The organism is Achromobacter spanius (assembly GCF_002966795.1).
GTDB lineage: Bacteria > Pseudomonadota > Gammaproteobacteria > Burkholderiales > Burkholderiaceae_B > Achromobacter > Achromobacter spanius_D.
In genome coordinates this window covers 4,230,762-4,249,429 of record NZ_CP023270.1, presented here as the reverse complement: position 1 = coordinate 4,249,429, position 18,668 = coordinate 4,230,762, and the positions used below count along the sequence as shown (strand labels likewise).

The window sequence follows — 18,668 nt, the reverse complement described above, 5'->3', positions numbered from 1 at the left end:
CAGCCCGTGACCGAGAACTCGCTCTATCTGATCAAAGCATTCATCCTGGGCATCCTGGAAGGCCTGACGGAATTCATCCCCGTGTCCAGCACGGGCCACCTCATCCTGGTCGGCGATTGGCTGAATTTCGATTCGGGCGACGGCAAGGTGTTCGAGGTGGTCATCCAGCTTGGATCCATCCTTGCCGTGATGTGGGTCTTCCGCGCGCGCCTGCTCCAGCTGATTCGTGGCACGCTGACGGGCGTGCCCAGCGAAGTGGCCTTCACCCGCAACCTGATCCTGGCGTTCCTGCCGGCGGCGGTGATCGGCGCGATCTTCATCAAGACCATCAAATCGGTGTTCTACCACCCGGCGGTGGTCGTCGTGACGCTGGTGCTGGGCGGGCTGATCATGCTGTACGTCGAACGCCGCACGCGCCACACGCCGGGCGACGCGCCGGGCGCGGCTGACGACACCGCCTCGGACGAGCGCGCCTCGGCCCACACGCTCGAACAGATCACCTGGAAGCAGGCGCTGGGCGTGGGCGTGGCGCAGTGCTTTGCCATGATTCCCGGCACTTCGCGGTCGGGCGCCACCATCATCGGCGGCATGATCGCCGGCATCCAGCGCAAGACGGCCACCGAATTCTCGTTCTTCCTGGCCATGCCGACCATGCTGGGCGCGGCCGCCTACGACATGTACAAGAACTTCGGCCTGCTGACCCAGCACGACCTGTCGGGCATCGCCGTGGGCTTCATCGCGGCGTTCCTGAGCGCCATGGTGGTGGTGCGTGCCGTGCTGCGCTTCGTGGCCAACCACACGTATCGCGTGTTCGCCTGGTACCGGATCATCTTCGGCGGCATCGTGGCCGCCTGGATCTTCACACGCTGATTCCTTCCCGCCACGGCGGGTGCAAAAATAAGGGCCGCTTCTTCAAGCGGCCCTTATTCTTTGACTGGCGAAGGTCTTGCGGCGTCTACGCTTCCGTTTCCAGGTCGTAGAACTGCAGCCCGTCGCGATCGATGACCAGCCAACCGCCGCGCGGGGGCGACACGTGGTCGCAGTCCCAGTCGGGCAGCACCCAGCGTTCGCGCTTTTGGCCGTCGATATCGAGCACGTGGCGGTTCGGGCGATGCGTGTGGCCATGCACCAGCACGCGAACGCCCGTCTCGCGGAAGATCGATTCGATGGCGTCTGCATTGACGTCCATGATTTCCATGGACTTCGTCTGGTTGGCCGCCTGGCTTTCGCCGCGGGCCTGCTGCGCCATGGCCAGCCGCTCGGGGATGGTCTTGGCCAGGAATTCGGCCTGCCATTGCGGGTTGCGGACCATCTTGCGGAATTGCTGGTAGGCGGCGTCGTCCGTACAGAACTCGTCGCCGTGGGTCAGCAGGACCTGGCCGAAATCGGTTTCCAGCAGCGCCGGCTCGGGCAGCAGGCTTGCGCCCACGGCCTTGGCCAGTTCTTCGCCGATGAGGAAATCGCGGTTGCCGCGGCCCAGCCAGACCGGGATGCGCGCAGCCGTATTGCGTAGCGCCGCCAGCACCGTGGCAAGCCACGGCGGCGCGGCGCGGATCACGTCGTCGCCGATCCAGGCGTCGAAGATGTCGCCGGGCAGCAGCAGGGCTGCCGCCTCTTCCTCTGCCGCCTGCAGAAAGGCCAGGAAGGCCTCCGAGGTGGCCGGCGTGGCCGGCCCCAGGTGCAGGTCGGATGCCAGCCAGACCGGGCCGGGCAGGGAGATATTATTCAAGAACTTCGGCCTTCTCGATGATCACGTCTTCGTTCGGGACGTTCTGGTGGAAGCCCTTGTTACCGGTCTTCACGCCCTTGATCTTCTCGACCACGTCGGTGCCTTCGGTGATGGTGCCGAACACGGCGTAGCCCCAGCCGTTCGGCGTGGGCGACGTGAAGTTCAGGAAGTCGTTGTTGGACACGTTGATGAAGAACTGCGCGGTGGCCGAGTGCGGATCGCTGGTGCGGGCCATGGCCAGGGTGTACTTGTCGTTCTTCAGGCCGTTGTTGGCCTCGTTTTCGATCGGGGCGTGCGTCTGCTTCTGCTTCATGCCGGGCTCGAAGCCGCCGCCCTGGATCATGAAGCCGTCGATCACACGATGGAACACCGTGCCGTTGTAGAAGCCTTCCTTGACGTAGGTCAGGAAGTTTTCGACGGACTTGGGCGCCTTGGCGGCGTCCAGGGTGATGACCATGTCGCCTTGGTTCGTTTGAAGCTTGACGCGGGGATTGGTGCTCATGGTTTTGGTGCCTTCGGAGGTGGAGGGGGAAGAAGAGGCTGCGGGGGCGGCGCTGACGAACGCCGGAGCGAATGCAGCCAGTGCGAACGAGCACGCCGTCAGGCGCAGCAGGTGTAGAGGGGAGTAACGGGACATCATTTGCCTTGTTTATCCTTCAACAGTGTTTCAACTTCGCGGACCTTTTCCCGCATGCCGGGCACGCCGTCGCCGGCGGCCTTCTTGTAGGTGCGCAAGGCCTGCAGCAGTTGCAGGTCGCCCAGGTTGGCGCGAGCCGCCGCGTAGTTCGGATCGGCGCGCAGCGCCATTTGCAGGGCATCCTGCGCGCGGTCGAGTTCGCCTCGGCCAGCATATAGAGCTGCCAGATTGTTCCAGGGTTCCGGCAATTCGGGGAACCGCGTGGTCATATCGGTGTAGATGTCGATCGCTTCGTTCGTGCGATCAAGCGCGGCCAGGGCGCGCGCGTGCTGGAACATGAGCTGGACGTCGGTGCCGCGCTGGTCCTTGATCTCGGCCTCGCGCTTTTCGATCATCGCCAGGGCTTCCTGGTTGTCGCCCCGGGTGAGCAGTCGCTCGATGTGCGTGGTGATCTGGGAGGCGGACGGCGTCAGGCGGGTGTCCACGCTGGGTTTGGCGGCTTCGAGCAGATTGGCCAGGGCATCCCAGCCGCCTTCGGGGGGAATCGGGTCCAGGGTGGTGCGGCTGGCGTTAGGGTTCGATCCCGCGCCGCCGCTCATCGACTGGGCGAGGGCAACGCCAGCGGGCGTGCCGGCAAGGGCCAGGGCGAGCAGGGCAACGCAAAAACGCGGCTTGATAGTCACGTGGGGTTCCGTTAAAAGTCTTGGCCGGCCGGCGCTTACGCGCGCGACCGGGCCGCTTGCTATACTTGACGACCACCATTTTAGCCCCGGTTGGGTTTTTGGCTCGACCATCGCGTTCAAGGTAATACAGAGCGCAGTTCGGATCACAGCACGGAGCAGGGCCAGAACTGGAATTGTTCCGCTGCAAATTTACCTGCCACAGTGCTAATGGGGCGGCACGCGTTGACGGTATCGTCCGTCGACAGCAACTTTCCGAAACCGCCACGGAAAACTAAACGAAGCCTATCGCGCCATGCTGCAAATCTACAACACGTTATCGCGTACCAAAGAACCGTTCAAACCGGCCCAAGCCGGCCAGGTGCGCATGTACGTGTGTGGCATGACCGTGTATGACTTCTGCCATCTGGGCCACGCCCGCATGCTGGTGTCGTTTGATGTCGTGCAGCGCTGGCTGCGCGCCAGCGGCCTGACGGTGGACTACGTGCGCAACATCACGGACATCGACGACAAGATCATCCGCCGCGCCGTTGAAACCGGCCGCCGCATCGGCGAAGTCACCGAGTTCTACATCGACGCCATGCACGCCGACGAGCGCGCGCTGGGCGTTCAATCCCCCGACCGCGAGCCGCGCGCCACGCAATACGTGGGCGAGATGCTCGACATCATCGGCAAGCTTGAAACCAATGGTCTGGCTTACCAGGCCGAAGACGGCGACGTGAACTACGCCGTGCGCGGTTTCCCCGGCTACGGCAAGCTGTCCGGCAAGACGCTGGATGACCTGCGCGCCGGCGAGCGCGTGGCGGTCGGGTCCGGCAAGCGCGATCCGCTGGATTTCGTCCTCTGGAAGTCCGCCAAGGCCGAAGAACCCGCCGACACCAAGTGGGAATCGCCCTACGGCCTGGGCCGCCCGGGCTGGCACATCGAGTGCTCGGCCATGAGCAAGTCGCTGCTGGGCCTGCCGCTCGACATCCACGGCGGCGGTCCGGACCTGAAATTTCCGCACCATGAAAACGAGATCGCCCAGACCGAGGGCGCTTTCGGCGGCACGCTGGCCAACATCTGGATGCACTGCGGCCCGCTGATGGTTGATTCGGACAAGATGTCCAAGTCCCTGGGCAACTTCCGCACCATCCGCCAGACCGTCGCGCAGAGCGAACCGGCAGCCGACCAGTCCGAATACCAGGTGAACCCGCGCGAAGCGGAAATGGTGCGCTTCTTCATTGTGCGCAACCACTACCGCAGCCCGCAGAACTACACGCCGGACAACCTGATCGACGCGCAGAACGCCCTGGATCGCCTGTACCAAGCCTTGCAGAACGTGCCGGCCGACGATCAGGGCATCGACTGGGACGAACCGCAGGCGCAGGCCTTCAAGGCCGCGATGGACGACGACTTCAACAGCTCGGGCGCCGTCGCCGCGCTGTTCGAACTGGCCTCCGACGCCAACCGCACCAAAAGCGCGCGCAGCGCCGGGCAGATGAAGGCGCTGGCCTCGCTGCTGGGCCTGCTGCAGCAAGCGCCGGCCACGTACTTCCAGTCTGCGACCCGCTATTCCGCGGCCGCCATCGAGCAGGGCGCGCGAAGCACGCTTGACGCCGACGCCATCCAGTCCCTGATCGACGCGCGCGCTGCCGCCAAGGCTGCCCGTGATTTCGCCGAGGCCGATCGCATTCGCGCGGAACTGCGCGAATCCGGTATCGAGCTGGACGACAAGCCGGGCGGCCTGACGCAATGGCGCCGCGCGTGACCCCGCAGGATACGTCGGACATGTCCACCGCAGATCTCGAGATTCCCAAGCCTGAATACTGGGAAGCCGCCGTGGCGCACCTGATGCGCCGCGACCGCATCCTGAAAAAGATCATCCCCCAGCACCCCGAGGTCTGGCTGACCTCGCGCGGCACGCCGTTCATCACGCTGGCGCGGGCGATCATCGGGCAGCAGATTTCCCCCAAGGCGGCCGATGCCGTCTGGACCAAGTTCATCGACGCCGTGGGCAAACGCCCCACGCCCGTCGCCGTGCTGCGCGTGGGCGTGGACGGCCTGCGCAAGGCCGGACTGTCTCAACGCAAGGCCGAATACGTGCTCGACCTCGCCGTGCATTTCGGCGAACGCCGGGTCCACCCCGAGAAGTGGGCGGCCATGGACGACGAGGCCGTCATCTCGGAACTGGTCGCCATCCGCGGCATCGGACGCTGGACGGCGGAGATGTTTTTGATTTTCAATCTACAGCGGCCCGATGTCCTGCCGCTGGATGATCCCGGGTTGCTCAAGGCAATCTCGCTACACTATTTCAGCGGCGAGCCTGTCTCTCGCTTCGAGGCTCGCGAAGTCTCGTTGGCGTGGCAGCCCTGGCGTACCGTGGCGACCTGGTATCTGTGGCGCAGTCTGGAACCGACGCCGGTCCAATACTGACGCAAACCAGGCAGCCCATCTACGGAACCACACTACATGCGCAATACATTTCTGGAATTTGAACAGCCGCTCGCCGAGCTTGAGAACAAGATCGAGCAGCTGCGCTATGTGCAGGCCGATTCGGCAGTAGACATCTCCGATGAAATCGGACGTCTGCAGCAGAAGAGCCAGACGCTCGCCAAGGAGATCTACGCCAAGCTCACGCCTTGGCAAACGGCGCTTGTCGCGCGTCACCCCCAGCGTCCCTACACGCTGGACTACGTGCGCGAAATGTTCACCGACTTCCATGAATTGCATGGCGATCGCATGTACGCCGACGACCAGTCCATCGTGGGTGGCCTGGCGCGCTTCAATGGCACGCCGTGCATGGTCATCGGCCACCAGAAGGGCCGCGACACCAAGGAGCGCGCCGCGCGCAACTTCGGCATGCCGCGCCCCGAGGGCTATCGCAAGGCCCTGCGCCTGATGCGCCTGGCCGAAAAATTCGGCATTCCCGTCTTTACCTTCGTGGACACCCCGGGCGCCTATCCCGGCATCGGCGCCGAAGAGCGCGGCCAGTCCGAAGCCATCGGCCACAACCTTTATGCCATGGCCGAACTGAAAGTCCCGTTGATCTGCACGATCATTGGCGAAGGCGGTTCGGGCGGCGCGCTGGCCATTGCCGTCGGCAACGCCGTGCTGATGCTGCAATACGCCACCTACGCCGTGATTTCGCCGGAAGGCTGCGCGTCCATTCTCTGGCGCAGCGCCGACAAGGCCCCCGAGGCCGCCGACGCGCTGGCCATCATCGCGCCCCGCCTCAAGGATCTGGGTCTGGTGGACCGCGTGGTCAACGAACCCGTGGGCGGCGCGCACCGCGACCCCCGTGTCATGGCCCGTCTGCTGCGCCGCGCGCTCGGCGACGCCCTGCGCCAGCTCCAGGGCCTGACGCCCGATCAGCTCGTCGAGCAGCGCCTGCAGCGCGTGCGCTCGTACGGCGCCTTCCAGGAAGTGCGCGCGTAAAGCGGGCAGGGCGCCGGCCTTCACCCGGCGCCGCGGCCCCCGCGCCCTCTCTCATGACTGACGTCCCGCCGCCCGGCAGCAATCCTCCGGCGGGCGCGGGCGCCATTCCCTCCTTGCCCATCTCCACCGCGCTTGCCGCGGCGTTGCGCCAGACGCTCCAGGCACTGCCCGAGCGACCGCGCCGCATTGCCGTCGCCTTCAGCGGCGGGGCGGACTCGGCCATGCTGGCCGTGCATGCCGCGGCCGTGGCGCCACTGCTTGGCATCGAGGTGATGCTTTTCCATGTGCACCACGGCTTGCAGGCGCAGGCCGACGAGTGGGCGCAATGTGGACAGGTTCTGGCCGCACGGCTGGCGCTGCCGCTCATCGAGGCGCGCGTCCACGTGGAGCCGGCCAGCGGCAAGGGCATCGAGGCCGCCGCGCGCGATGCGCGCTACGCCGCGCTGGCCCGGTTGGCTGGGGAGCATGGCGTCAATCACATTCTGCTCGCCCACCACAGCAACGATCAGGCGGAAACCGTCTTGCTGCGCCTCTTGCGCGGAACCGGGCTGTCGGGCATGGCGGCGATGGCGCCGGTGACGCAGCGCGGCGGCGTGACGTATCTGCGTCCGTGGCTGGAGCGGGATCGCAGCGAGATTCTGCAGGCGGCCGATGACGTCGAGGCGGCCATCGGCTGGCGCGCCGTGCAGGACCCCACCAACGCCGATCCACGCTACACCCGCGCCGCGCTGCGTGAGCTGCTGGCGCCCGTGCTGGATGCAAGATGGTCCGGCTGGCGCGGCATCGTCGCGCGCCATGCGCGGCACATGGCCGAGGCCGCAGAGATCCTGGACGAAGTCGCGCGTGAGGATTTTGCGGGGCTTGACCCCAGTGCCGACGGCGCGAGTTTTTCGTTGCAGGCGTGGCGCGCGCTTTCACCTGCCCGCCAGGCGCAGGTGTTGCGATATTGGCTGCAGCGCAACGGGGCGCGCATGCCGACCGATGCGCGCATGGCGGACCTGCTGCGTCAGCTTCGCGGCCTGCACAGCCTGGGCCATGATCGGCAATTGCGGGTGGAGCAGGCTGGCCACGTCGTGCGTTGTCATCGCGGCCGCGTATGGGTGGAGCGCCGGGGCCAAGCCGATTTGTAAACCGGTAAGCCGGTTCGAGGCGGGCAGTCAGGCGACCCGGTCCGGAACCGTGCTGATGAGCCCCGTGCGGCGTTTAGCCCCCGAATAGCCCCAGAATGGACATAAATTCGCGCAATCTGCGCAAATTTTTACCGTCGCGCTAGAATATATGGTTTTGCCCGTCAACACTTGCGGCGGGTATCCAGCCAGAGTACGAGATGTCCCTGATCGTTCACAAATATGGCGGTACTTCGATGGGCTCGGTCGAGCGCATCAGAAACGTGGCGCGTCGCGTCGCAAAGTGGCACGCCGCCGGCCACCAAGTTGTTGTTGTCCCGTCCGCCATGGCGGGTGAGACGAATCGCCTGCTGGGCCTGGCGCGCGAGCTCTCGCCCCAGCCCGACGGCCGCGAACTCGACATGATCGCCGCCACCGGCGAACAAGCCAGCAGCGGCCTTCTGGCCATTGCCTTGCAGGCCGAAGGCGTGTCCGCGCGCAGCTATGCCGGTTGGCAAGTGCCCGTGCGCACCGATTCGTCGTTCACGAAAGCCCGCATCACGTCCATCGACGACGCCCGCGTGCGCGCTGATCTGGACGCCGGCCGCGTGGTCATCGTGACGGGCTTTCAGGGCATCGACCCTGACGGCCACATCACCACGCTGGGCCGCGGCGGCTCCGACACCTCGGCCGTGGCCGTGGCGGCCGCCATCAAGGCCGACGAATGCCTGATCTACACCGACGTGGACGGCGTCTACACGACCGATCCGCGCGTGGTGCCCGAAGCGCGCCGCATGTCCGTCGTTTCCTTCGAGGAAATGCTGGAAATGGCCTCGCTGGGCTCCAAGGTCCTGCAGATCCGCTCGGTCGAATTCGCCGGCAAGTATCGTGTTCCGGTCCGGGTCCTGTCCTCGCTGACCGACCCCCTTATCCCGCTCGAGGAAGAAATGGTCTCGGGCACGCTGATTACTTTTGAGGAAGACGAAAAAATGGAAGCCGCCGTTGTCTCCGGCATCGCCTTCAGCCGCGACGAAGCCAAAATCACCCTGCTGGGCGTTCCCGACAAACCCGGCATCGCATTCTCCATCCTGGGTCCCGTCGCCGCCGCCAACATCGACGTCGACATGATCGTGCAGAACCAGTCCGTGGCCGGCACGACCGACTTCTCGTTCACCGTGAACCGCAACGAATTTGCGCGCGCCGTGGACCTGCTCAAGCGCGAAGTCATCCCCGCCGTGGGCGCACGTGAACTGTCCACCGACGAAAAGGTCGCCAAGGTCTCGATCGTCGGCATCGGCATGCGCTCGCACGTCGGCGTCGCCAGCCTGATGTTCCAGACGCTCTCGCAAGAGGGCATCAACATCCAGATGATCAGCACCAGCGAAATCAAGACCTCGGTCATCATCGACGACAAGTACATGGAACTGGGCGTTCGCGCCCTGCACAAGGCCTTCGGCCTGGACCAGGCGCCCGCCACCAAGGTCTGATGAATCAGGTCCGGCACGATTTTTTTGCGTGAAGGCCCCAATCGCGGGCAAGAGCTAAAAAAATCGTGCTAGAATCTCGTTCTCTTTTCGGAGACGTGCCCGAGAGGCTGAAGGGGCTCCCCTGCTAAGGGAGTATGTGGCTAAAAACTGCATCGTGGGTTCGAATCCCACCGTCTCCGCCAAAGACACTTGCACCAGTGAACAAAGGTTGCCTCAAGACCCGCATAGCTTATTGCTCTGCGGGTTTTTTGTTTTCCGCGCTCGAGTGCGCCATGCGATCAAGGACGAACGCCACGCGCTCCTGCACAGACGCCTTGGGAAGAATGCAGGGCGAATACCCCGCCTCGACATACGCATTGACGGTTGCGTCATACGAGCGGGCCGCCTGCTCAAAGCTTGCGTGGCGTTCAGCCGTTTGAACGTACACCTCGGGCCACGGCTCCGCCACGAATACGGTCGGCGCGTAGCGGTTTGCTTGGGCGCCGCCAGGTGATGAGACTGCAAGGGCACGCCCGACATCCGCAGCCAGGCCAGGCATTCCGGAATGCCCCGGTCAAAGAAAACGGGCGCCTTCATCGATTGTGCGGCCTGATGGTTGCTGATGTTTCGCTTCAGAACCGCTTCCAGGAACGCCGCGCGATCCGTCCAGGGAAGCAGCGTGCCGTTGCACGCCTGTTGCTCGCGCAGGATGGCAAGCGCCGCTTCTGGAACGGTGCAATATCCGAGATCGCTCAGCGCCGCGAGCAACGTGGATTTGCCCGCGCCTGACGCGCCCGTAATGACATGGCAGCTTGCGATGAAATGCTGGGGCATCGAATCTTGGGGATCGGAAGTGAGGGTTGGCCCGACGCGCGTGCATCCCGTCGTCCTGCCGGACCCAAGAGCATACCTCCGGTGAACACTGCATCGCCCGCGCTGCTGAACCCGGGCGCGCCCCAAGGCCAACCGCCGTTGACGGCGGCGGCTGGCCCGGCGCGGCTACTCCGCCTTCACGTTCCCCGCTTTCACCACCTGCGCCCATTTCGCGGTGTCGGTCTTCACCAGTTCACCGAACTCCTCCGGCGACGACGGGCTCGGTTCCACGCCCAGACTTGCCAGGTTGTCGATCAGCGCCTTGGCCTTCAGGCTGTTGCGCACCGCCTGATTCAGTTGGCCCACGACGTCTGCCGGCGTTCCCTTGGGCGCGAAGACGCCATACCAGTTGCTGGCCTCGACGTTGGGGATGCCTTGCTCGGCCAGTGTGGGCACTTTGGGCAGAGACTTCAGCCGGGCAGGCGCGGCGACGCCCAGTGCGGTCAGTTGGCCATCGTTGATGAAGGGCATGAGGCCCGACACGTCACCGAAGAAGGCTTCGACATGGCCGCCGATGGTGTCGGCAATGGCGGGTGCGGCGCCTTTGTAGGCGACATGCAGGAAGTCGATCCTGGTCTGGCTCTTGAGCAGTTCGATGGTCATGTGCGGCATGCTGCCCACGCCCGACGACGCCAGCGCGGCCGGCTCCTTGCGCTTGGCGGCCGAGGCGACGTAGTCGGTGGCTGTCTTGATGGGGTTCTTGGGCGAGACCACCAGCACTTCAGGCGTATGGACCACCAACGCCACGGGGCTTAAGTCCTGTGCCGGTTTGTACGGCAGGTTGGGGTATAGCGACGGATTGATGGCGATGGCGCCGGCTGAACTCAGGAACAGCACGCTGCCATCAGCCGGGCTGCGGATCACGTAGGTGGCGGCGATGGCGCCATTGGCGCCCGGTTTGTTTTCCACGATGACGGTGCGGCCCAATTCGCTTTCAAGCTCTTTGGCCAGGAGGCGCGCGAGCGAATCGGCCGGACCGCCCGGCGGAAAGGCCACGACCAGCCGCGTGGGCTGGGCGGCGGCAGCGGGCCCGGATAGCGCCGTCAGGACAGCCGCCGCGCTGGCGAGCAGGGTGCAAAGAATCTTCTTTTTCATGATGTGTGTCTCCGTGTGCGTGGCAGGCGTTCAGCCGCCTGGCGCGCCTTGGGTATTGACGTACAGCGAGTAGAGGGACGTGCAGGAAGCCATGAACAGCCGGTTGCGATGCGTGCCGCCGAAGCACAGGTTGGCGCAGCGCTCGGGCAGGGCGATGTGGCCGATGGCCTCACCGTCCGGCGAAAAGATCCGCACGCCATCGAGTTCTTCGGTGCCCATGCCCCAGCCGCACCAGAGGTTGCCGTCCACGTCCACGCGAAAGCCGTCAGGCGTGCCGGCCGACGCATCGACCAGGATCTCCGGCTTGCTCAGGCTTGCCCCGTCGTCCTGAACGCGGAAGACGAGGATGTTGCGGGGACGCGCGCGGGACTCGATGACGTACAACAGCTTTTCGTCCGGCGAGAATGCCAGTCCGTTCGGACCGTTCACGCTTTCGGCGGCGACGGTGAGTTGCCCTGTCGCGCCGTCGATGCGATAGACATTGGCGGGCAGTTCCTGCCGCGCGGGTTCGCCCTGGTAATGTCCGACGATGCCGAACGGCGGGTCGGTGAACCAGATCGAGCCATCGGATTTGACGACGACATCGTTGGGCGAGTTGAGCGGGCGCCCCGCATGACTGTCCGCCAGCACGGTGATGCGTCCGTCATGCTCGGTGCGCGTCACACGCCGGGAGCGATGTTCACAGGTAATGAGCCTGCCCTGGCGATCGCGCGTGTTGCCGTTGGCATGATTGGACGGCGATCGAAACGTGTGGACGGTGTTGCTGATCTCGTCCCAGCGCAGGATGCGGTCGTTGGGCACGTCGCTCCACAGCAGATAGCGGCCGTCGCCAAACCAGACCGGGCCTTCGGCCCAGCGGCAGCCGGTCGCAAGACGTTCGACGGCGGCGGATGGCAGGTGATATTTCTCGAAAGCCGGGGCCAGCGTGCGGATGGCGGGGTCGGGGTAGCGTTGCGAGGGTTCCCACATGCGAAGCTCCACGTAAAGGGGGGGTCAGCCGTAGAGACGGCTTGGGTTGTCGCTCAGGATCGAGGCCAGCAGCGCCGGGCCGGCGCCGCACGCCTCGTGCAGCAGGCCAAGCAGCGATGGCATGGCGGGCGGGGGATAAGCGATATTGACGTGCGGCCAGTCACTGCCCCAGATCGCGCGGTCCGGGGCCGCTTCGATCAGACGCGCCATCGTCGGCAGTGCGGCGCGGCAGTCGTTCTGGCCGCGGGTGATGCGGTCGGCGCCCGATAGCTTGATCCACACGTTGGCATCGCGCAGCAGTGCGAGCAGCGGCGCCAGGTCCACAGAACCGTCCACGGGCGCGCGGGCCATGTGATCGATGACAAGCGGCACGCCATGGCGCAGCAACTCCGGCACGACGTCCAGCACGTCGGGCAATTCACCATGGACCAGCGCGTGCCAGCCCAGCGGTCTGATCTTGTCCAGCAGTGCGCCCATGCGCGTGGCGTCAGGCTTGCCGGCCAGGTGCTTCATCATGCCCAGGCGGATGCCGCGCACGCCCGCGCCATGCAGGCGTTCAAGCGTCTGCGGGGACGTGGTTTCGGAGATCAGTGCGATCCCCCGGTACGCGCCGCCGCCGGCACGCAATGCGTCGAGCAGCGCCGTGTGGTCTTCGCCATAGGGCGCCGCCTGCACGATGACGCCGCGCGTCAAACCGCAGGCGGCATGCAGCGCGCGCAGCGCGCAGAAGGGCGCCTCGGCGGGCACATAGGCGGGATTGCTCGCGAGCGGATAGTCCTGCCAGGGGCCGAAGATATGCGTATGGCAGTCCCAGCGGCCGCGCGCCGCGCCGTCGGGGCGGCGGATATCAGTTGGAGCTTGCACCGGTTTCCTTGATGATGGCGCTCCAGCGCTGGTATTCGGCGCGGATCAGATCGCCATACTGCGTCGGCGTGCCGGCAGTGGGTTCGGCGCCTTGCGCGTCCAGGCTGGCTTTGAGCGCGGGATCCTTGAGGGCGTCATTGACGGCATGGTTGAGCTTGGCGGTTACCGCCGCGGGCAGGCCGGCAGGCCCGACGATGCCTTGCCAGGTGCCCGAATCGAAGCCTGGCGCGACAGTCTCGGCCAGCGTCGGCACGTCAGGCAGCGCCGACACCCGCTTGCCGGTGGTGACGGCCAGCGCCTTCAGCTTGCCTTCGCGCACGTAGGGCAGGAACGCGTTCAGGCTGCCCGACATCATGAAGTCGATGCGGCCCGACATCAGGTCGGGCAGGGCGGCGGCGTTGCCCTTGTACGGCACGTGCGCGAATTCGGTGTCCGTCTGCCGCGCAAACAGCACGCTGGTCAGATGGTCGATGGTGCCGTTGCCCGACGATCCCATGTTCAACTTGCCGGGCTGCTGCTTGAGCAACGCCACAAAGCCGGCGGCAGTATCCGCGCGGACGGCAGGATTGACGATGAGGACCAACGGCACGTTTGCGACGGACGCGACGGGGGTAAAAATCTTGCCCGGATCGAGTTTGTCGTTGCCGAACAGCGCCGGCGAGATGGCGATGGAGGAGCTGTTGTAAAGCAGCGTGTACCCGTCAGCAGGCGCGTTTGCCACCACTTCAGATGCGATGTTGCCGCCCGCACCGGGCTTGTTCTCCACGACAACCTGCTGGCCAAGGTCATCCGCGAGACGCTTGGCCACCAGCCGCGCCAGGACGTCGGTGGGTCCGCCTGGCGAGAACGCCACGATGAGCCGGATCGGCTTGTCCGGATACGCAGCAGCCAGCGCCGGCGTCTGGCCCGCCGCAAGCAGAGCGAGGCAGGCGGCGGCGCACAGACGGCGCCGGGCGAAAGAAAGATTCTTGTTGTTCATGTTGTCTCCTGTTGGAAGCTTGCCGCCTCCTGGTCTTGAGTAGCGTGGACTGCGTCAGTCGCAGCGCACGCTCATGCCGCCGTCCACCACGATCTCGGTGCCGGTCACGAAACGCGCCTCGTCGGAGGCAAGGAACAGCGCGGCATTGGCCGTGTCCATGCCATCACCCATGAACCCCAATGGAATACGGGCCTGGCGCTCGGCCAGCAGCGCCTCGACGTTGCCGCCCGCGCGCTGGCCGGCGAGGCGAGCCTCGACCATCGGGGTATGCATCTGTCCTGGCACGACGGTGTTCACGCGGATGTTGTGCTTGGCATATTCCACGGCAACAACGCGCGAAAGCTGGATGATCCCGGCCTTGGCCGACGCGTAGCCGACCTGCGCGGCGCCCGTCCAGCGGATCCCGGACGTGGACGCGGTGTTGACGATGGCGCCGCCACCTTGCCGCTGCATGACGGGAATGACGTGTTTGCACGCCAGGAACACGCTCTTGAGGTTGAAGTCCATTTGCGCATCCCATTCGGCTTCCGTCAGGTCCACGGGGCCACCGCGGCGCGAGCCGCCCACATTGTTGACCAGGATGTCCACGCGTCCATGCAGCGCGACGCAGGCCTGCACCATGGCTTGCACGTCCGCGGCGACCGTGGCGTCGCCGGTCCAGGCGGTGATGTCCGCGCCGGCCTCACGGGCGCGCGCCAGCGTTTCGGCCATGGCGTCGGCACGCTTGTCCACGGCAAACACCTTCGCGCCTTCCTGCGCGAAACGCACGGCGACGGCGCGGCCATTGCCCCAGCCGGGTCCGACGCAGCCCGCGCCGGTCACAATCGCCACCTTTCCTTCCAATCTTCTCTTCATGGTTTTCACTTCTCCAACAGGTTGATCAGGACATGCGCGCCGCGCTGGCGTCATCGGCCGCTTTCAATTCAAGCGGTTCACCGTCCGGCGGATCGATCTCGAAGACGTTCAGCGTCATCGAGATCAGCGTGTAGTAGCCGGCCAGCGCGACGAGGTCGATCACGCCATCGCGGCCGAACATGCGCTCGGCCCGCTGGTAGAGCGCGTCCGGGATGCGGCGCGTCTCGTGCAACGTGACCAGGAACTCGTGAATCAGCGCTTCATCGGCGTGTTCGAATGCGATCTCCCTGCGATCGCGCAGCGCGTCGACCACGGCCTGCGAGACCCCTGCCTTCAACGCGATCGCCTTGTGCGCCCACCACTCGAACTCCGACTTCCACTCGCGCGCCAGCACGAGGATCGCCAATTCGGACAAGCGCGGCGGCAGGGAGCTGTCGTAGCGGCAGAATTGGCCCAATCCCTGCGCAGGCTCGGCCATTGCCGGCCGGTGCAGCCAAACCGCCAGCGGGCCACGCACACGGCCGCGCGGACCGGATGCGATGAGGTCGTGGATGCGCTTCTGTTCCGCGGACATTTCCGCGGCCAGGGGAGGGCCAACTCGTGCCATGAATGTTCCTGCCCTATTCAGGTTTGATGCCGAGATCCTTGACGACCTGGCTCCATTGGGAAATCTCGTTGCCGATCGCGGCCGCGAATTGCGCGGGCGTCCCGCCGGCCGGTTCGGCGCCGTCGGCCAGGAGCTTTTCGCGTGCCTCCGGCGTTTGCAATGCGCGGTTCACCGCAGCGTTGAGCTTGTCCACGATGGGCACGGGCAGGTTCTTGGGGCCGATCAACCCGTACCACAGCGTGGCGTCAAAGCCAGGCAAGCCCGACTCGGCAATGGTGGGCACGTCGGGCAGCGCCGCGATGCGGTGCGGCGTGGTGACGGCCAGCGCATTCATCTTGCCGGACGCCACATGGGGCAAGGCACTGGCGGTTGCTGCGAAGTAAAGCTGGACCTGGCCGGCCATCAGATCGTTCTGCGCATTGCCGCCGCCCTTGTAGGGAATGTGCGTCATGGTTACGCCGGCCCGGCGATTGAACAGCTCGTTGGCCAGGTGAATTACGCTGCCCTGCCCGGACGAGGCGTAATTGATGGCGCCCGGATGCTGTTTCGCATAGTCGATGAGCGCCGCCACGTTCTTCACCTTGAAGTCCGGATTGGTCACGACCAGCAACGGGCCACGCGACACCTGCACGATGGGCGTGATGTCTGCCACCGGATCGAAGGTCATGCGGTACAGGCTGGGATTGACCGTATAGCTGGAGGAAATCAGGGTCAGCGTATAGCCGTCGGCGGGCGCGTTGCGGCCGGCGTCCACGCCGATCATTCCTCCCGCGCCTGGGCGGTTCTCCACCACCACGGTCTGCTTCAGCTCCGTAGTGAGCGCCTGGCCCAGGTAGCGCGCCAGCAGGTCGGCGCCGCCTCCGGGTACGAAGGTCACGATCAGCCGGATGGGGCGTTCGGGGTAGTCGGCCTGGGCGGGGCTGACTGCCGCGGCAATCAGCAATGCGCCGGCGGCGGCGAGCCGGCGTGAGAGTGCGCTTCGCATGCAAGTCTCCGATATGCGTGTTGTTATACGGAGGGATTCTGCTTATTCTCTGTAATAGCCGTCCAATATGATTTTTGGATGTCAGTAATTCCCATTCGGAATTACTGAACTGTCCGGCGCGCGTGGCGCCGCCCGTTTTTGCGAATGAGCCCCATGGACCAGAAGTCGATGCGCATGTTTCTCACGCTGGCTGAGGAACTGCACTATGGCCGCGCCGCCGCGCGTCTTTTCATCTCGCAACCGCCCCTGACCAAAGCCATCCAGCAACTTGAAGAGCGGCTTGGCGTCACGCTGTTCGACCGCAACAAGCGCAGCGTCAGGCTGACCGTTGCCGGGACCGCGCTGGTGCAGGAAGCGCGCCGTCTGCTGGCGCAGACCGAACTATCGATCCGGGCCGTGCAGCGCGCCGAACGCGGCGACGCCGGGCGTTTGCGTATCGGCTTTGTCGCAGCGGTGCTGTTCATGGATATCCGCGAAGTGCTCCTCAAACTGGAGCGCGATCTGCCGGGCCTGGAAAGCGTCTGGGAGGAGATGGGATCGTCAGAGCAGCTTCAGGCGTTGGAACAGGACCGCATCGACATCGGCTTCGCGCAGGTGTCGCAAGGCGTGGGCGACATGCAATCCATCCCGGTGGGTCGCGTTGGACTGGTCATCGCGCTGGCAGAGGGCCATCGGCTGGCGCGGCGGCGCCGCGTGCGGCTCGAGGAACTTGCCGAGGACGCGTTCATCGCCATCCCGCGGCACAGCGGGCCAAGCTTCCATGACCTGACGATCAGCGCATGCATGGAGGCGGGATTCAGCCCGAAGATCATGCACTATGCCAAGCACCTGGTGTCCGTGGTGAGCCTGGTTGCGATGGGACTGGGCGTGTCGCTGGTGCCGCGTTCCTTTGCGCGCGCCGGGGTGCCGGGCGTCGTGTTCAAGGACATCGACGGGATGGTGGTGCAGGCGGAATACTCGGCCGTATGGAACCCGGCCAATACGCTGCCGCTGCTGCCCCATGTGCTTGGCGTGCTCAGCGGCGGACGCTGAACGCGCAGGCACATGGTCACGGCAGACTGCGCATCAGCGCGAGCGCTTGCTCCAGGATGTCTTCGTCATTAGGCCGAAAGTCCACCTGCCGGGCCCGTGGCAGATTCACAAAATGCGATTGCGAACTGCGCGCGTACGCCGGGTCGTAGTGCCGGTCGATGAGCTCGCGGGCCAGGTCTTCGCGGCGGTCTTCATCCACCAATGTGATCCAGCCCTTGATGGTTTCTCGGCTGTGCAGCCCCACCATGCGCTGCAACTGCGCTTTGAGCCAGTCCGGCGTGTCGAAGAGCCGCGCGTAATCCTGCTGCAGGAAGCGCGTGCGGTCTTCGCCGCTGGCGCGCACTTCGATGCAGTCGCCCTGATGCATGGCGTGCAGCAAGGACGCGGGCAGTTCCACGGCGCCGATCTTGCGGCTTTCTGCTTCGACGAACACCGGCCGGCTGGCATCGAGTTCGCGCAGCCTGACGGCGAGCAGGGTGTCGAAGCGCTTTTGCGTGGGCTGCTGTGCGTCGGGCAATGCGCCCAGCAGCGAACCCCTGTGGGATGCGAGATCTTCCAGATCCAGCGTCTGCGCGCCCGCCTCGCGCAGCGCGTGCAGCAGGCGTGTCTTGCCGCTGCCGGTTGGGCCGGTCAATACGACGAAGCGCAGCGGCTGCGGGAGCGTCTGCAGGCTGTCCAGGGTGGCGCGCCGGTAAGTCTTGTAGCCGCCGTCGAGTTGCCGGGCGCGCCAGCCGATCATGTTGAACATCAGGGTCATCGACCCCGACCGTTTGCCCCCGCGCCAGCAGTAGACCAGCGGACGCCAGCCTTGAGGCCGGTCAGCGAAGGTGGTTTCCAGATGGCGGGCGATGTTGCGAGCGACGAGCGCCGCGCCGGCTCGCGAGGCCTCGAAGGGCGAGACCTGCTTGTACATCGTGCCGATCAACGCGCGTTCGTCGTTGTCGAGCACCGGCGCGTTGCGGGCGCCCGGGATGTGGTCGTCGGCAAATTCCAGCGGCGTGCGCACGTCGATGATTTCGTCGAAATCATGCAGTCTGTCGAGGCTGACAAGCAGGTGTTTCACGCGGACCGTCCCGGAAAGTAGGTCCGCAATTTTCGCACGCGGCGCTGTCTGCCGGCTTCGTCGCGGCGGATAGGATGGCAGCTCGTCAAGTTGGGTGTCTGACACCGAAGCGCCACCTACGCGCGAAGCGCCATCACCCCAACGCAAGACACCGCGTAAGTCACCGAAGGCCGCCCGCGCGGCCGAACGGGGACGGGCCCCGCAAGATGCTTTGAACCCAAAAACTTCTGCGCAAAAATGCCAAGCACACTGACCACCCCAACGCCCTACAAGTGTCAAATGCTAGAGTCCGGTGCGGTGGCGGCCCGGGG

The 18,668-nt window shown here is 65.3% G+C and carries 18 protein-coding genes, 1 tRNA gene and 1 pseudogene; 8 read left to right on the top strand and 12 right to left on the bottom strand.

Going from position 1 to position 18,668, the window contains the following annotated elements:
• Positions 1 to 6 precede the first annotated feature (6 nt).
• Entirely contained in the window at positions 7 to 870 is an 864-nt protein-coding gene (locus tag CLM73_RS19155) for an undecaprenyl-diphosphate phosphatase (protein WP_105239782.1), read from the top strand.
• Between the two features lie 85 nt (positions 871 to 955).
• Here CLM73_RS19155 and CLM73_RS19150 read toward each other — a convergent pair whose 3' ends face one another.
• The 3 genes from CLM73_RS19150 to CLM73_RS19140 all read right to left on the bottom strand — a co-directional run bounded on the left by CLM73_RS19150 (position 956) and on the right by CLM73_RS19140 (position 3,049).
• A complete protein-coding gene (locus tag CLM73_RS19150) occupies positions 956 to 1,729 on the bottom strand; it encodes a UDP-2,3-diacylglucosamine diphosphatase (protein ID WP_105239781.1) in 774 nt (257 codons plus the stop codon).
• Complete coding sequence (locus tag CLM73_RS19145) at positions 1,722 to 2,231, bottom strand: peptidylprolyl isomerase (protein ID WP_056563523.1); 510 nt, start codon at positions 2,229 to 2,231, stop codon at positions 1,722 to 1,724. The genes CLM73_RS19150 and CLM73_RS19145 overlap by 8 nt, the downstream gene beginning before the upstream one ends.
• Before the next feature lie 134 nt (positions 2,232 to 2,365).
• Positions 2,366 to 3,049: a tetratricopeptide repeat protein gene (locus tag CLM73_RS19140; protein ID WP_105239780.1), complete on the bottom strand. Its 684-nt coding sequence runs from the start codon at positions 3,047 to 3,049 to the stop codon at positions 2,366 to 2,368.
• Positions 3,050 to 3,341: 292 nt separating this feature from the next.
• On the opposite strand from CLM73_RS19140, the gene cysS reads away from it, so the two are divergent.
• The 6 genes from cysS to CLM73_RS19110 all read left to right on the top strand — a co-directional run bounded on the left by cysS (position 3,342) and on the right by CLM73_RS19110 (position 9,238).
• Positions 3,342 to 4,796, top strand: a complete 1,455-nt coding sequence (cysS, locus tag CLM73_RS19135; protein WP_105239779.1) for a cysteine--tRNA ligase — start codon at positions 3,342 to 3,344, stop codon at positions 4,794 to 4,796.
• A gap of 20 nt (positions 4,797 to 4,816) precedes the next feature.
• Positions 4,817 to 5,461 carry a DNA-3-methyladenine glycosylase family protein gene (locus tag CLM73_RS19130; RefSeq protein WP_056566776.1) on the top strand — a complete coding sequence of 215 codons (645 nt, stop codon included), beginning with the start codon at positions 4,817 to 4,819 and terminating at the stop codon, positions 5,459 to 5,461.
• Between the two features lie 36 nt (positions 5,462 to 5,497).
• A complete protein-coding gene (locus CLM73_RS19125; protein ID WP_105239778.1) occupies positions 5,498 to 6,463 on the top strand; it encodes an acetyl-CoA carboxylase carboxyltransferase subunit alpha in 966 nt (321 codons plus the stop codon).
• A 53-nt stretch (positions 6,464 to 6,516) separates the two neighbouring features.
• A complete protein-coding gene (tilS, locus tag CLM73_RS19120) occupies positions 6,517 to 7,593 on the top strand; it encodes a tRNA lysidine(34) synthetase TilS (protein WP_105239777.1) in 1,077 nt (358 codons plus the stop codon).
• 197 nt (positions 7,594 to 7,790) lie between these two features.
• Positions 7,791 to 9,056 carry an aspartate kinase gene (locus CLM73_RS19115; RefSeq protein ID WP_056563512.1) on the top strand — a complete coding sequence of 422 codons (1,266 nt, stop codon included), beginning with the start codon at positions 7,791 to 7,793 and terminating at the stop codon, positions 9,054 to 9,056.
• Between the two features lie 89 nt (positions 9,057 to 9,145).
• Positions 9,146 to 9,238, top strand: a tRNA-Ser gene (locus tag CLM73_RS19110).
• Positions 9,239 to 9,285: 47 nt separating this feature from the next.
• Here the strand turns inward: CLM73_RS19110 and CLM73_RS19105 are convergent.
• The 8 genes and pseudogenes from CLM73_RS19105 to CLM73_RS19070 all read right to left on the bottom strand — a co-directional run bounded on the left by CLM73_RS19105 (position 9,286) and on the right by CLM73_RS19070 (position 16,262).
• Positions 9,286 to 9,869: pseudogene (locus tag CLM73_RS19105) on the bottom strand (AAA family ATPase).
• A gap of 165 nt (positions 9,870 to 10,034) precedes the next feature.
• Positions 10,035 to 11,003 carry a Bug family tripartite tricarboxylate transporter substrate binding protein gene (locus tag CLM73_RS19100; RefSeq protein ID WP_105239776.1) on the bottom strand — a complete coding sequence of 323 codons (969 nt, stop codon included), beginning with the start codon at positions 11,001 to 11,003 and terminating at the stop codon, positions 10,035 to 10,037.
• A gap of 30 nt (positions 11,004 to 11,033) precedes the next feature.
• Positions 11,034 to 11,972: an SMP-30/gluconolactonase/LRE family protein gene (locus tag CLM73_RS19095; RefSeq protein WP_105239775.1), complete on the bottom strand. Its 939-nt coding sequence runs from the start codon at positions 11,970 to 11,972 to the stop codon at positions 11,034 to 11,036.
• Positions 11,973 to 11,996: 24 nt separating this feature from the next.
• A complete protein-coding gene (locus tag CLM73_RS19090) occupies positions 11,997 to 12,836 on the bottom strand; it encodes an amidohydrolase family protein (protein ID WP_105239774.1) in 840 nt (279 codons plus the stop codon).
• Positions 12,820 to 13,815 carry a Bug family tripartite tricarboxylate transporter substrate binding protein gene (locus CLM73_RS19085; RefSeq protein WP_105239773.1) on the bottom strand — a complete coding sequence of 332 codons (996 nt, stop codon included), beginning with the start codon at positions 13,813 to 13,815 and terminating at the stop codon, positions 12,820 to 12,822. The genes CLM73_RS19090 and CLM73_RS19085 overlap by 17 nt, the downstream gene beginning before the upstream one ends.
• Positions 13,816 to 13,869: 54 nt before the next feature.
• Positions 13,870 to 14,670, bottom strand: coding sequence for an SDR family NAD(P)-dependent oxidoreductase (locus CLM73_RS19080; RefSeq protein WP_105239772.1), 801 nt, complete (start codon positions 14,668 to 14,670; stop codon positions 13,870 to 13,872).
• A 25-nt stretch (positions 14,671 to 14,695) separates the two neighbouring features.
• Complete coding sequence (locus tag CLM73_RS19075; RefSeq protein WP_105239771.1) at positions 14,696 to 15,277, bottom strand: carboxymuconolactone decarboxylase family protein; 582 nt, start codon at positions 15,275 to 15,277, stop codon at positions 14,696 to 14,698.
• 13 nt (positions 15,278 to 15,290) lie between these two features.
• Positions 15,291 to 16,262 (bottom strand): tripartite tricarboxylate transporter substrate binding protein, encoded by a 972-nt coding sequence (locus CLM73_RS19070; protein WP_105239770.1) that lies wholly within the window; start codon positions 16,260 to 16,262, stop codon positions 15,291 to 15,293.
• Positions 16,263 to 16,415: 153 nt separating this feature from the next.
• On the opposite strand from CLM73_RS19070, the gene CLM73_RS19065 reads away from it, so the two are divergent.
• Positions 16,416 to 17,294 (top strand): LysR substrate-binding domain-containing protein, encoded by an 879-nt coding sequence (locus CLM73_RS19065; RefSeq protein ID WP_158685885.1) that lies wholly within the window; start codon positions 16,416 to 16,418, stop codon positions 17,292 to 17,294.
• 16 nt (positions 17,295 to 17,310) lie between these two features.
• Here CLM73_RS19065 and mnmH read toward each other — a convergent pair whose 3' ends face one another.
• Positions 17,311 to 18,357, bottom strand: a complete 1,047-nt coding sequence (gene mnmH, locus CLM73_RS19060; RefSeq protein ID WP_105239768.1) for a tRNA 2-selenouridine(34) synthase MnmH — start codon at positions 18,355 to 18,357, stop codon at positions 17,311 to 17,313.
• Positions 18,358 to 18,668: the final 311 nt, after the last annotated feature.

Excerpts from the sequence above, each read along its gene's own strand:
- CLM73_RS19125 (WP_105239778.1), top strand. The coding sequence starts at position 5,498 with ATGCGCAATACATTTCTGGAATTTGAACAGCCGCTCGCCGAGCTTGAG.
- CLM73_RS19130 (WP_056566776.1), top strand. The coding sequence starts at position 4,817 with ATGTCCACCGCAGATCTCGAGATTCCCAAGCCTGAATACTGGGAAGCC.
- CLM73_RS19075 (WP_105239771.1), bottom strand. The coding sequence starts at position 15,277 with ATGGCACGAGTTGGCCCTCCCCTGGCCGCGGAAATGTCCGCGGAACAG.
- CLM73_RS19095 (WP_105239775.1), bottom strand. The coding sequence starts at position 11,972 with ATGTGGGAACCCTCGCAACGCTACCCCGACCCCGCCATCCGCACGCTG.
- CLM73_RS19070 (WP_105239770.1), bottom strand. The coding sequence starts at position 16,262 with ATGCGAAGCGCACTCTCACGCCGGCTCGCCGCCGCCGGCGCATTGCTG.
- CLM73_RS19100 (WP_105239776.1), bottom strand. The coding sequence starts at position 11,003 with ATGAAAAAGAAGATTCTTTGCACCCTGCTCGCCAGCGCGGCGGCTGTC.
- CLM73_RS19115 (WP_056563512.1), top strand. The coding sequence starts at position 7,791 with ATGTCCCTGATCGTTCACAAATATGGCGGTACTTCGATGGGCTCGGTC.
- CLM73_RS19065 (WP_158685885.1), top strand. The coding sequence starts at position 16,416 with ATGGACCAGAAGTCGATGCGCATGTTTCTCACGCTGGCTGAGGAACTG.
- CLM73_RS19085 (WP_105239773.1), bottom strand. The coding sequence starts at position 13,815 with ATGAACAACAAGAATCTTTCTTTCGCCCGGCGCCGTCTGTGCGCCGCC.
- CLM73_RS19145 (WP_056563523.1), bottom strand. The coding sequence starts at position 2,231 with ATGAGCACCAATCCCCGCGTCAAGCTTCAAACGAACCAAGGCGACATG.
- cysS (WP_105239779.1), top strand. The coding sequence starts at position 3,342 with ATGCTGCAAATCTACAACACGTTATCGCGTACCAAAGAACCGTTCAAA.
- CLM73_RS19080 (WP_105239772.1), bottom strand. The coding sequence starts at position 14,670 with ATGAAGAGAAGATTGGAAGGAAAGGTGGCGATTGTGACCGGCGCGGGC.
- tilS (WP_105239777.1), top strand. The coding sequence starts at position 6,517 with ATGACTGACGTCCCGCCGCCCGGCAGCAATCCTCCGGCGGGCGCGGGC.